The sequence below is a fragment of the Janthinobacterium sp. P210005 genome (assembly GCF_036231865.1).
Lineage (GTDB): Bacteria > Pseudomonadota > Gammaproteobacteria > Burkholderiales > Burkholderiaceae_D > Janthinobacterium > Janthinobacterium kumbetense.
Map to the genome: position 1 here is coordinate 58,978 of NZ_JAZARC010000008.1, position 13,392 is coordinate 72,369.

10 protein-coding genes are annotated in these 13,392 nt (G+C 61.3%); 8 read left to right on the forward strand and 2 right to left on the reverse strand.

The genetic code is table 11. The features are described 5' to 3' along the window. The first annotated feature begins 299 nt into the window (after positions 1–299). The 8 genes from rsmB (at position 300) to VPH40_RS25760 (ending at position 8,524) form a co-directional block, all read left to right on the forward strand. A complete protein-coding gene (rsmB, locus tag VPH40_RS25725) occupies positions 300–1,721 on the forward strand; it encodes a 16S rRNA (cytosine(967)-C(5))-methyltransferase RsmB (protein WP_099665534.1) in 1,422 nt (473 codons plus the stop codon). Between the two features lie 97 nt (positions 1,722–1,818). Next, positions 1,819–2,325: a DUF4390 domain-containing protein gene (locus tag VPH40_RS25730; protein WP_226938932.1), complete on the forward strand. Its 507-nt coding sequence runs from the start codon at positions 1,819–1,821 to the stop codon at positions 2,323–2,325. Further along, positions 2,325–4,622 carry a sensor histidine kinase gene (locus VPH40_RS25735; protein WP_099665532.1) on the forward strand — a complete coding sequence of 766 codons (2,298 nt, stop codon included), beginning with the start codon at positions 2,325–2,327 and terminating at the stop codon, positions 4,620–4,622. The genes VPH40_RS25730 and VPH40_RS25735 overlap by 1 nt, the downstream gene beginning before the upstream one ends. A 98-nt stretch (positions 4,623–4,720) precedes the next feature. Then, a complete protein-coding gene (locus tag VPH40_RS25740) occupies positions 4,721–5,440 on the forward strand; it encodes a response regulator (RefSeq protein ID WP_034784724.1) in 720 nt (239 codons plus the stop codon). Further along, entirely contained in the window at positions 5,437–5,838 is a 402-nt protein-coding gene (locus tag VPH40_RS25745; protein WP_328574868.1) for a GTPase, read from the forward strand. Before VPH40_RS25740 ends, VPH40_RS25745 begins: the two co-directional genes overlap by 4 nt. Before the next feature lie 153 nt (positions 5,839–5,991). Continuing rightward, positions 5,992–6,249 (forward strand): BTH_I0359 family protein, encoded by a 258-nt coding sequence (locus tag VPH40_RS25750; protein ID WP_077399469.1) that lies wholly within the window; start codon positions 5,992–5,994, stop codon positions 6,247–6,249. 77 nt (positions 6,250–6,326) lie between these two features. Beyond that, positions 6,327–7,106: a class II glutamine amidotransferase gene (locus tag VPH40_RS25755; protein ID WP_328574869.1), complete on the forward strand. Its 780-nt coding sequence runs from the start codon at positions 6,327–6,329 to the stop codon at positions 7,104–7,106. Positions 7,107–7,243: 137 nt separating this feature from the next. Continuing rightward, complete coding sequence (locus VPH40_RS25760; RefSeq protein ID WP_077399474.1) at positions 7,244–8,524, forward strand: EAL and HDOD domain-containing protein; 1,281 nt, start codon at positions 7,244–7,246, stop codon at positions 8,522–8,524. Positions 8,525–8,596: 72 nt separating this feature from the next. On the opposite strand, the gene VPH40_RS25765 is transcribed toward VPH40_RS25760, so the two are convergent. Then, complete coding sequence (locus tag VPH40_RS25765) at positions 8,597–8,968, reverse strand: SPW repeat protein (RefSeq protein WP_077399477.1); 372 nt, start codon at positions 8,966–8,968, stop codon at positions 8,597–8,599. Positions 8,969–9,088: 120 nt separating this feature from the next. Next, positions 9,089–12,883: a methionine synthase gene (gene metH, locus VPH40_RS25770; protein ID WP_328574870.1), complete on the reverse strand. Its 3,795-nt coding sequence runs from the start codon at positions 12,881–12,883 to the stop codon at positions 9,089–9,091. Positions 12,884–13,392 lie beyond the last annotated feature (509 nt).

The window sequence follows — 13,392 nt, forward strand, 5'->3', positions numbered from 1 at the left end:
CGCCCAGACTGCGTTAATTATACTGGTTTGCTGCCGGGAACAATACGCCAGCCGGCAGTGTGCCCGTGCCGGCACTTTTCACGATATTATCAGGACAGCATGCCTATGTTGGTGCATGAAAACATCAGCATGGCGCATTCTGCTTGTATATATGCAGTTTTTTGCCGCAATTTACATGTATCGCTGCAATCGCTTGGGCCAGAGGGCGCCACAAACGCTACAATCGACCCTTTATTGATGACGCGCGGCCGCGACTTTGCCACCATGCAGCCCGCCGCGCGCAGCCACACCGGATAACTATGAACAAGCGCCCCACGCTGAAATTGAAAACCAAGCCGGCGCCAGGCCAGGCTCCTGCCGCACCGAAATTGCGTCCCAGCTACCATCCCGACCTGAAACCGGTCTTGCAGCCAGGCTTCCAACCCGATTTGCGCGCCGACTCGCTGGCGTTTTGCCTGCTCGGTGCGGCCAATGCCGTGGCGCAAGTGCGCACGGGCACGGCCCTGCCGCAGGCGCTGGCCAAGGTGTTTACGCAATCGAACGCCAGCCCGCAGGCGCGCGGCGCCATCCAGGATATTTCCTACCGTACCATGCGCCAGCTGGGCCGCAGCGAAACCCTGGTCGGCCTGATGACGTCGAAGGCGCCCGAGCCGCCGATGCTGGCCGCCCTGCTGTGCTGCGCGCTGTCGCTGATGTCGGCCGAGCCGGGCGAGCAGCCGTACGAAGAGTTTACCGTTGTCGACCAGGCTGTCACAGTGGCCACTTCGCACCCTGATCTGGCGCATGCCAAGGGCATGGTGAATGCCGTCTTGCGTCGCTTCTTGCGCGAACGCAAATCCTTGCTGGAAGCGGCCCTGCAGCAACCTCTGGCGCAATGGAATTATCCGCAGTGGTGGATCGACTCGCTGCGCCTGGCTTACCCGCGTGATTGGCAAGCCATTCTGACGGCCGGCAATGCCGTGCCGCCCTTGACCTTGCGCGTGAATCGCCGCAAGAGCACGGTCGAAGCGTATCTGGCCGTGCTGGCGGAGGCGGGCATTGCCGCGCGCCAGGTGGGACCGTTCGCCGTGCGCCTGGACAAACCGATCGGCGTGGCGCTGATCCCCGGCTTCGAGCAGGGTGTCGTTTCCGTGCAAGATGCCGGTGCGCAATTGGCCGCGCCGCTGCTGGACTTGCAAGATGGCATGCGCGTGCTGGACGCCTGCGCGGCGCCGGGCGGCAAGACGTGCCACATCCTGGAACTGGCCGACGTGCAAGTGACGGCCATCGATGCGGACGCCAAGCGCCTGCCGCGCATCGCGGAAAACCTCGAGCGCCTGGGCCTGGACGCCACCCTGAAGGCGCAGGATGCGCAATCGAGCGCGTGGTGGGACGGCCAGCAGTACGACCGCATCCTGGCTGACGTGCCGTGCACGGCCTCGGGCATCGTGCGCCGCCATCCCGACATTCGCTGGTTGCGCCGCAAGGGTGATGCGTTCCAACTTGCAACACTTTCCTCCAAAATTCTGGACAACCTGTGGCAGATGCTGCGCCCCGATGGTAAATTGCTGTTCGTGACATGTTCATTGTGGCCGCAGGAGTCCGAGGCACAGGCGGCGGCATTTGCGGTACGCAATAATGCGACCCGATTGACAGCGCCTGGCCAGCTGTTGCCGACTGGCAGCGCGGAGCAGGACCACGACGGTTTGTTCTATGCGCTATTCCAAAAAAATGCGGCTTGAGCGATTCGTCGAACCTTATCTTACGGACACTACCGGCACACTTGTGACAACACGACTCTTCCGACTCCTGGCCCTGCTGCTGATGCTGACATGTACCATGCCACGCGCGCATGCCGCCGACATGGTCGAGATCACCCGTGCCTATATCGAGTCGAGCGAAGAGGGCTACAAGCTGGCCGCCACGTATTCCTTCGAGCTCAATCACGACCTCGATGATGCGGTACAGCATGGCGTGCCGTTGTATTTCACGACAGAAATCGAACTGACCCGGCCCCGCTGGTACTGGTTCGATGAAAAAGCCATCGTGGCGCGCCAGACCAGCAAGCTGTCCTATAACGTGCTGACGCGCCAGTATCATGTGTCGGGCGGCGGCTTGCAGCAAAGCTTTCCCACCCTCGACGATGCGCTCTTCCTGATCCGCCGTCCCAGCCGCTGGCTGGTGGCGCGGCGCGGCGAGCTGAAAGTGGGGCAGACGTACAACGTCACCTTGCGCATGGGCATGGACCGCGACTACCTGCCCAAGCCGATACAGGTCAATGCCTTCAATAACAGCGACTGGCGCCTGGCTTCGAATAAAAAAACCTTCTTGTATACGGCGGAGTAGTGAGTCAAGCATTGCGCTATTTGCTGGTGGTGGGCGGCGGCATTGTCAGTATCCTGCTGTTCCTGCTGGCGTCGGCTTCCGACAATTCCGGCTTTTTCGACCGCTATTACACCTGGCTGCTGGGCCTGAACGCGGCCGTCGCCGTGTCCCTGCTGGCGCTGGTGGGCATTTCCCTGGCGCGCCTGTACGCGCGCTACAAGAGCGGCAAGTTCGGCTCCAAGCTGATGACGCGCCTGGTGATGCTGTTCGCCGCCGTCGGCATCCTGCCGGGCCTGGTGATTTTCCTTGTCTCCGTGCAATTCGTCTCCCACTCCATCGAATCCTGGTTCAACGTCAAGATCGAAGCGGCGCTGGAATCGGGGATTGAGTTGGGCCGTGCCGGCCTCGATGCGGCCCTGGTCGAGCTTGACCACCGGGGCCACAAGGCCGTCGAAGAACTGGGCGCCGACCCGGTGGCCGGTCCGGCCGTGCTGACCAGCCTGCTGCGCGAAGAGGGCATGCAAAATGTCATGCTCGTCAGCGGCGACGGCGTGCTGCTGGCCAGCGCCGGGCCGCACAGCGCGGCCGACTTGCCGACGCCGCCCATGCTGGTGCAGGCAGCCTTGCCGGCCGGCTATGCCTCCGCCGAGGGCGGACTGGAGTTGCACGACGATGGCACGGAATCGGGCGGCGGCGGTTTCCGCTCGGGCTTGCCAGCGTCGCTGGAAACGGCGGCCAGCCTGCGCCTGCGCGTGCTGGTGGCCGTGCCGGGGCCTTCCGTCTCGCCCCGCTATTTGCAACTGCTGCAATCGGTGCCGCCCAAGCTGGCGACGAATGGCGAAGTGCTGCGCGCCGCCTACAGCGAATACAAGGAACGTTTCGTCGCGCGCGTGGGACTGCGCAAGATGTACATGGAAATCCTCACCCTGACCTTGCTGCTGGCTATTTTCGGCGCCATCGGCAGCGCTTTCCTGATCGCCGGTAATTTGGCCCAGCCCCTGCTGCTGCTGGCCGAAGGCACGCGCGCCGTGGCCGAGGGCGACCTGTCGCCGCGCCCCATCGTCGCCACCAAGGATGAACTGGGCACCCTGACGCAGTCGTTCAACATCATGACGCGCCAGTTGCTCGATGCGCGCACGGCCGTGGAAAGCAACCGCGCCGCCTTGCAAAACGCCAAGGCCCACCTGGAATCGGTGCTGGCGAACATGTCGGCCGGCGTGATGGTGCTCGACGGCGACTTTAAACTGGTGACCTGCAATGAATCGGTCGAGCGCATCCTGCAGCATTCGGGCATGAGCATGGTGGGCCAGCCGCTGGCGAATATTGCTGGAATGGAAGAGTTTGGCGGCGCCATCATCAGCGCCTTCACGGCGCAAAGCGCGCAATCGGCGTCGGGCCGCAACCAGCAGCGCCTGCACTGGCAGCGCCAGATCGAGATTCCGCGCCGCCTGGGCAGCAGTGCCGACGAGCATGACATTACCTTGCTGGCGCGCGGTTCGCGCCTGCCGCTGGAGTCCGGCAGCGGCTACATCGTCGTCTTCGACGATATTTCCGACGTAATTTCCGCGCAGCGCTCGATCGCCTGGGGCGAGGTGGCGCGCCGCCTGGCGCATGAAATCAAGAATCCGCTCACGCCCATCCAGCTGTCGGCCGAGCGCCTGCAGATGAAGCTCGAAGGCAAGTTGGAGCAGCCCGATGCCGACTTGCTCAGCCGCGCCACCACCACCATCGTCAAGCAGGTCGATGCGATGAAGCGCATGGTTGACGACTTCCGCGACTATGCGCGCACGCCGCCGGCCGTGCTCACGCCGCTGCGCCTGAACGAGCTGATCGAAGAGATACTGAACCTGTACCTGCGCGGCGACGATGGCGACATCATCCACCCGCTGCTGGCGCCGAACCTGCCGATGGTGATGGGCGATCCGACCCAGTTGCGCCAGGTGATACACAACTTGCTGCAGAACGCGCAGGACGCCATGGCCGACCTGCCGCCGGACTCGCCGCATCCGCGGATTGACGTAAGGACGGAAGCAATTCATTATCGCAGTGCGGACGGCGGCGTGAATATCGCCGTGCGGCTGGCCATCAGCGACAATGGCCCTGGTTTCGCGCCAAAAATCCTGGCGCGGGCCTTCGAGCCGTATGTGACCTCGAAGGCGCGCGGCACGGGATTGGGCCTGGCGATGGTCAAGAAAATTATCGATGAACACGGCGGACGCATCGATATCGAGAACCGGGTCGACGGCAATGGCGCTTCGGTGGTCATTTTGCTGTTAAAGTTAGCTCCCGACACTCCTGCCCAGGAATTCCTGGCGTGAGGGTCTGGTTTAGTATTTAAAACACTAATAAAATCATAGTTGTCCGCCGTGTGCATCTTGTGCGCGACGGCCGGCGAAATGAGGAAGGCAAGACACGAATGGCAAACATACTCGTAGTGGATGATGAAATGGGTATCCGTGAGTTGCTCTCGGAAATTTTGGGCGACGAAGGACATGCTATCCAGCTGGCCGAAAATGCGCAGCAGGCGCGCGAAGCGCGTGCCGCCGGTGCGCCGGATCTGGTATTGCTGGATATCTGGATGCCCGACACCGATGGCGTCACCCTGCTCAAGGAATGGCAGCGCGACGGCTTGCTGACCATGCCGGTGATCATGATGTCGGGCCACGCCACCATCGATACGGCGGTCGAGGCGACGCGCATCGGCGCCATGAACTTCCTGGAGAAACCGATTGCCCTGCAAAAACTGCTGAAGGCAGTCCAGCAAGGCTTGACGCGGGCACAGGAAACCGTGCGCGCGCCGAGCGTGGCGCCGCGCCCCGTGGCACCCGTGGTGGCCGAGGAAAGCAGCCATCCCGTACCGAGCTTTGGCGGCAGCGCGCCGCAACAGCTGATGGTGCGCCCAGGCATCGCCGTACCGGCGGTGGCCGAAGGCCATGGCTACAACCTGTCGTTCGACTTGCCGCTGCGCGAGGCACGCGACGCGTTCGAGCGCATGTATTTCGAACATCACCTGGGACGCGAAGGCGGCAGCATGACCCGCGTGGCGGAAAAAACGGGCCTCGAGCGCACCCATTTGTACCGCAAGCTGAAACAGCTGGGCGTCGAACCGGGCAAGCTGGCCAAGAAAAGCCTGTGACGGCAACCGTGCGGCGTCCGACGCCGCTGACTCTGGTCAGCGGTGGACGCGCCGCCGGGCGCGAAGCGGCCATCGCGCAAGCCTTGCCGCCTGGCCAGCCGGCCGCTGTGATCCTGGAAGGATTGGCTGACGGCAACGCCATCCTGGCCGACCTGGCCGGGCAAGTTTCTCCTCCTCCATCATTTCCATTGCAACTGTTGCGCATCGCGCCAGGTTGCCTGTGCTGCAGCGGCAATCTCGTATTGCGTGTAACATTGAATCGTCTGCTGCGCCATCCACCCGCACACTTGTTCATCAGCCTGGCCGACGCCACGCACATCGAACAATTGCGCACCTGGCTCACCGCCAGTCCCTACGATGCCCTGCTGGCGCTGCAAGCAGACATGGTGGTTTCCTGACGATTTCTTGATCGCCTTACCGCAGTCGTAGTTTGCATCTCGTTACAACTCTGTAGCCCGCAGGGTGGCATGGCCGCTTGAAATGGCGCCGTGTGAACCCCACCTCTGTTCTGACACCGCAGGAGCTTCTCCTGCTTGAGCGAAGGATGCAAAATGAACCTGATCTATAACAGCGAACAATACAGCGTCGTGGAATTCGGCGTCGACGGCGACCTCGAAGCCCTGCGCTTTGGCGGCTATGAAATCGTCGACAAGGGGGGCAAGCGGGAAACGTTTATCGCCGGCATCCTTGCGCAACACTTCCGCCGCGACGTCACGGAGCTGATCGCCAGCGAACCCAGCATGGAAGAGATCGATGAATTTTTGGGCAGCTATGATTCCCTCATGAGCCAGCCCGTCCTGTTGCACTGACCGGATGGCTATCGCCACCATACCAATCCGTCTGACGGCATGGTATGGTGGTTGTGTTATTCAGCTGCAAACAGACCATGTGCCAACTTCTCGGAATGAATTGCAATGTCCCCACGGACATTGTCTTTAGTTTTACCGGCTTCGCCATGCGCGGCGGCCATACCGATACCCACCATGACGGCTGGGGTATCGCCTTTTTCGAAGGCGCCGGCGTGCGCCATTTCGTCGACCACCAGGCGGCCATCGCCTCGCCCGTGGCCGAACTGATCAAACGCTACCCGATCAAGTCGCGCAATGTCATCGCGCATATCCGCAAGGCGACGCAAGGCCAGGTGGCGCTGGAAAATTGCCACCCGTTCGTGCGCGAACTGTGGGGCCGCTACTGGGTCTTTGCCCACAATGGCGATTTGAAGGATTTCAACCCCGTGCTGACGGGCAGTTACCGCCCCGTCGGCTGCACGGACAGCGAACGGGCTTTCTGCTACCTGCTGCAGGAACTGCACGCGCGCTTTGGCGATGCCCCGCCGGGATTGCCGCAACTGCATGCGGCCCTGGCGGAGTTGCTGCCCAGCATCGCGGCCCACGGCACTTTCAACATGATGCTGTCGAGCGGCGAGGCGCTGTTTGCCCATTGCTCGACCAGCTTGCACTATCTGGTGCGACAACATCCGTTTCCAACTGCTAAACTCTCCGATGAAGACCTGAGCGTGGACTTTTCCCAGGTGACGACACCCCAGGACCGCGTGGCCGTGATTGTTACCCAGCCGCTGACGACAAATGAGCAATGGACGGCGTTTGCGCCGGGCGAATTGAAATTATTTGTCGACGGGATGGTGCAAGACACGCCAGTCGCCTAATTTGTTGACGACAATAAACTGGATTGCTGCCAAAATACCCACAGCGCGGGCGGAATTCAGCTAAAGTATTGTCAATAGTGAACCTTGATGCGGGCGCGGCGCGGCCGGTGTCACTCGACGTGATTGATGAAGAGTTAATGATCGATATTTCCAGCAACGACATCACCCCGAAACCCTTGCGCGTGCGCGAGTTCTATCTGGGGCGACAACCTATCCTTGACCGTAATCAAGCCCTGTTTGGCTATGAGTTGCTATTCCGCAACGCTCCGGTCGGTCCCGCCAACATTACCAGCGATCTGTCCGCCACGGCCTCCGTCATCGCCCACGCTTCCCAGCTGGGCATGGAAAAGGTCATCGGCGACGCGCTCGGTTTCGTCAACGTCGATGCCGACGTGATCATGAGCGACATCTTCGTGTTCCTGCCGCGTGAAAAAGTGGTGCTGGAAATCGTCGAATCGATGCCCGTCACGCCGGAAGTGCGCGCGCGCATCAGCGAACTGGTGGGTCATGGCTTCACCTTCGCGCTGGAAAACGTCGTCTCCGACACGGCGCAAGTGCAGGAACTGTTGCCGCTGGTGCAATACGTCAAGATGGACATGAGCACGGTCGACCCGAAAGTGCTGGCAGCCCTGGCGCCCCGTTTCAAGCAGGAAAACAAGAAACTGGTGGCGGAAAAGGTCGAGACGCGCGAAGAATTCAAGTCGGGCCTGGACCTGGGCTTCGATTACTTCCAGGGTTATTACTTTGCCAAGCCCGCCATCATGACGGGCAAGAAACTGTCGCCGTCGCAACTGGCCGTCATGGAACTGATGACCCTGGTGACGTCGGATGCCGACAACATGGACATCGAGCGCGCCATCAAGCGCGACGTGTCGCTGGCCCTGAACCTGCTGCGCCTGGTCAATACGCCGGCCGTGGGCGCGCGCCAGCGCATCGATTCGCTGAGCCAGGCCGTGACCGTGCTGGGCCGCCGCCAATTGCAGCGCTGGCTGCAAATCATGCTGTATGCGGAACCAAGCAAGCGCGGCCATAGCATGACGCCGCTGCTGATGCTGGCCACCACGCGCGGCCGTTTGCTGGAATTGCTCGCGCATAAACTGCGCCCGAACCACGCCCATTCGGCCGATATCGCCTTTACGGTCGGCATCATGTCGCTGATGGATACCTTGTTCGGCGTGCCGATGTCGGAAATCCTCGGCCAGATCGAAGTGATCGACGAAGTGGCCGAAGCGCTGCTGTCGCGCGAAGGCTTCTACGGCGACCTGCTGCGCCTGGCCGAGTGCATCGAGCGCATCGAAGACATGGAAGGCGAGATCGTGCCAACCTTGCGCGACCTGGCCATGTCGCCGGACGACCTGGTGGAGCTGGAAATGGCCGCCTACGAATGGAGCGATAACGTTGTCAGATACGCCCTGTAATTGGCATAGCTAGCCATATCAAGAACCCCGCCCGGCAGTGCCCGGCGGGGTTTTTTTACGCCGGTAGCTGCACTACGCCGCGGCGCCGGGCCAGTGCTTGTGCAGCTCGGGGTCGGTGCGCAGTTCCCACAGGGCCAGCACGACGACGGCGATACCGACGATGAGCTCGTTCCACAGGACGACGCGCTGTTCGGCCAGCCGCAGTATCCACGGCGAGGCGGCGACCCAGACGCCCACCAGCAGGTTGACGACGACGGCCCAGAAATATGTCTTGTACAGGTCGAAGGCGGCCAGGATGGCGATCACGAGGCCCGAGACAAAGGCGTTGATCATCTGCGGCGAGCCTTCGGGATAGGAAAACGCCCAGGGCGAGACGACGAGCCACAGGCCCAGCAACAGGATCACCTGATCCTGCCAGCGTTTCAGTTTGAAATTGGTTGCCATATATCCTCCTTGCCGGTTGGGAACGGGCCGGAGCGGGCATGCAGCATGCCGGCCGGCATACTGCGTTAGTGCGCTTCGGCGCGCGATAAGTTCCGCGCGCCTTGTGCTTATATTATGGCATTACGACAGGTTCGGCGCCAGCCAGCGTTCCACGTCCTCGATGCTGACGCCACGGCGCTTGGCCATGTCTTCCACCTGGTCCATGCCGATCTTGCCGACGACGAAGTATTTCGACTCCGGGTGGGCAAAATAGAAGCCGGACACGGCCGCGCCGGGGAACATGGCATACGATTCCGTCAGCTGCATGCCGATTTCCTCGGCCTGCATGACCTCGAACATCTCTTTCTTGACGGTATGTTCGGGGCAGGCCGGGTAGCCTGGCGCGGGGCGGATGCCGACATATTTTTCGGCGATCATGTCGTCGTTGCTCAAGTGTTCGTCCGGCACGTAGCCCCACAAATCCTTGCGCACGCGCTCGTGCAGGTATTCGGCGAACGCTTCGGCCAGGCGGTCGGCCAGGGATTTGAGCATGATGGACGAGTAATCGTCGTGCGCATCCTCGAAGCGTTTTTCGTATTTCTCGATGCCGAGGCCGGACGTCACGGCGAACATGCCGATGTAATCCTTCACGCCCGATGCCTTCGGCGCGATGAAGTCGGCCAGGCACTGGTTCGGACGCTGCACGCCGTCGACCACGGGTTTCACGCCCTGCTGGCGCATGCCGTAATACGTGAACGCCACGCTATTGCGCGTATCGTCGGTGTACACCTCGATATCGTCGTCATTGACGCTGTTGGCCGGCAGCAAGGACACGACGCCGTTGGCCGTCAGCCAGCGTCCGTCGATGAGTTTTTTCAGCAAGGCCTGGCCTTCCGCGTAGACCTTGGTGGCCGCGTCGCCCACCACTTCATCCGTCAGGATGGCGGGGAAGGGGCCAGCCAGGTCCCAGGTCTGGAAGAACGGGCCCCAGTCGATGTAGTTGGCCAGGGTGGCCAGGTCGACGTTTTTAAAGACGCGGCGGCCGATGAACTTCGGTTTCACGGGTGTGCAGGCGCCGTCGAACGGCACGACCATCTTGTTGGCGCGCGCCTGCGCCAGCGGCAAAATCGGCAGCGCCTTCTTGTTGGCGTGCTGCTCGCGGATGCGCGCGTAGTCGAGTTCGATGTCTTCCACGTACTTGTCGCGCTGTTCCGGCGTCAGCAAGGATTGCGCCACGGACACGGAACGCGAGGCGTCCGGCACGTAGATCACGGGACCTTCATAGTTGTGGGCGATTTTCACGGCCGTGTGGGCGCGGCTGGTGGTGGCGCCGCCGATCAGCAGGGGAATCTTCAGCATGCGGAAGTGCTCGTCGCGCTGCATTTCCTTGGCGACATAGGCCATTTCTTCCAGCGATGGCGTGATCAGGCCCGACAGGCCGATGATGTCGGCGTTTTCCACCTTGGCGCGGGCGAGGATTTCCGAGCACGGCACCATCACGCCCATGTTGACCACTTCGAAGTTATTGCATTGCAGAACGACGGTGACGATGTTCTTGCCGATGTCATGCACGTCGCCTTTCACGGTCGCCATGATGATCTTGCCCTTCGGCTTGGCGACGATGCCCGTGCGCTTTTCTTCCAGCAGCTTTTCTTCCTCGATAAATGGAATCAGATGGGCCACGGCCTGTTTCATGACGCGCGCGGATTTGACCACTTGCGGCAGGAACATCTTGCCCTGGCCAAACAGGTCGCCGACCACGTCCATGCCGGCCATCAGCGGGCCCTCGATCACGTGGATGGGGCGTCCGCCATTGTGCAGCAGCTCCTGGCGCGCTTCTTCCGTGTCTTCCACGATGAATTGCGTGATGCCGTGCACCAGCGCGTGCGACAGGCGTTCCTGCACCGTGCCTTCGCGCCAGGCCAGGGTTTGCGCCTCGGCCTTGCCGCCCGCCTTCAGGGTGCCGGCAAATTCGATCATGCGCTCGGTCGAGTCGTCGCGGCGGTTCAGCACCACGTCTTCCACGCGCTCGCGCAATTCCGGGTCCAGGTTGTCGTACACGCCCACCATGCCGGCGTTGACGATGCCCATGGTCATGCCGGCCTTGATGGCGTGGTACAGGAATACGGTATGGATGGCTTCGCGGGCTGGATCGTTGCCGCGGAAACTGAATGACACGTTCGACACGCCGCCCGAAATCTTCGCGTACGGCAGGTTTTCCTTGATCCAGCGCGTGGCGTTGATGAAGTCGACGGCGTAATTATTGTGCTCTTCGATGCCGGTGGCGACGGCAAAGATGTTCGGATCGAAAATGATGTCTTCCGGCGGGAAGTCCAGCGCATCGATCAATAAATGGTATGCGCGCGCGCAAATTTCGATCTTGCGCTCGAAGGTGTCGGCCTGGCCCTTCTCATCGAAGGCCATGACGATGACGGCCGCGCCGTAGCGGCGGCACAGCTTTGCCTGGCGCAGGAATTCCTCTTCGCCTTCCTTCATGGAAATCGAGTTGACGATGGCCTTGCCCTGCACGCATTTCAGGCCCGCTTCGATGACCGACCATTTCGACGAGTCGACCATGATGGGCACGCGCGAAATGTCGGGTTCCGAGGCGATCAGGTTCAGGAAGCGCGTCATGGCCGCCAGCGAGTCGAGCATCGCTTCATCCATATTGATATCGATCACTTGCGCGCCGTTTTCCACTTGCTGGCGGGCCACGGATAGCGCCTCGTCATATTGCTCGTTGAGAATCATGCGCGCGAACGCCTTCGAGCCCGTGACGTTGGTGCGCTCGCCCACGTTGACGAACAGCGACTCGTCATTGACGACGAACGGTTCCAGGCCCGCCAGGCGCAAGTCGTGCGATGGGGCCGGCACGGTGCGCGGGGTGTTTTTTGACAGCAACTCGCCGATGGCGGCGATGTGCTCGGGCGTGGTGCCGCAGCAGCCGCCCGCCATGTTCAGGAAGCCCGCGTCGGCAAATTCGCGCAGCAGGGCGGACGTGTCGGCTGGCAACTCGTCGAAACCCGTGTCGCTCATGGGGTTGGGCAAGCCCGCGTTCGGGTAGATGCACACGAAGGTGTCTGCGATCTTGGCCAGCTCTTCCGCGTACGGGCGCATCAGGGCGGCGCCCAGCGCGCAGTTCAGGCCGATGGTCAGCGGTTTCGCGTGGCGCACGGAATTCCAGAAGGCGGGCACGGTCTGGCCCGACAAGATGCGGCCCGACGCGTCCGTGACGGTGCCCGAAATCATCAGCGGCAGGCGCACGACATCCGGGTTTTGCTCGTAGAACAGGTCGATGGCGAACAGGGCCGCCTTGCAGTTCAAGGTATCGAAGATGGTTTCCACCAGCAATACGTCGGCGCCGCCTTCCACCAGACCCTGCGTCTGCTGCAGGTAGGCGGCCACCAGTTGGTCGAAGGTGACGTTGCGCGCGGCCGGGTCGTTCACGTCTGGCGAGATCGACGCCGTCTTCGGCGTGGGCCCGAGGGCGCCGGCGACGAAGCGCGGCTTGTCCGGCGTGGAATATTTATCGCAGGCGGTGCGCGCCAGCTTGGCCGCCTGGACGTTCATTTCATAGGCCAGGTGGGCCATGTGGTAATCGTCTTGCGCGATCGTCGTGGCGCCGAAGGTATTCGTTTCGATCAGGTCGGCGCCGGCCGCCAGGTAGCGCTCGTGGATTTCCTGGATGATGTGCGGCTGCGTCAGGGTCAGCAACTCATTATTGCCCTTGACGAACAGTTCGCGCGCGCCACTGTCGGCCGGCGCGGCGAAATCGATGAAGCGGCCGGCGGGGCCGCCGCGGTACGCTTCTTCGTCGAGCTTGTATTGCTGGATGATCGTGCCCATGGCGCCGTCGAGAATCATGATCCGCTGCGCCAGAATGGCGCGCAAGGTGGCTTCGGTCGGGGACATGGCGGGGATCACGGTATCGTTCATTTCATGCTTTCAATAGGCAAACGGGCGGCGGCGCGGCGACAAGACGTTACGAGGCGGATGCGGGTCAGCAGGATCAGCTGACGGAGAGTTGCCGGCCGGGTAGGGCAGGCAGAAGGTGGCAATCGCCTGATTTCACCGGGTCTAAAATTATACGGCATCAGGCTGCTTTGGTTTTAAGCAAAAGCGGCCGTTCGCCCCACGGCAGGCCTTCTTGCAACACATCGCCTGCCGCCACGCCTGCTTCTGAAAATTACATTCCTGAAAATCTTACTCAAAACGTTAATTCTTCCAGCAAAGTTGGCAGAACAATATGGCGTCTAGGCTGTGGAAAAATTTCCACATTATTTGCGCCGCATCAGCATATTTTTAATGAGTCGAATGGCAATAGCTGCAAAGGAAAGTAATTTTGATTTTAGCCAATACAGAGTGAGGGAAATAATGCTCAGAGTAAAGTTTGCCAAGCAGATATTTTAATTATTATCAAAACCAATTGAATCAAAAGCATTAAT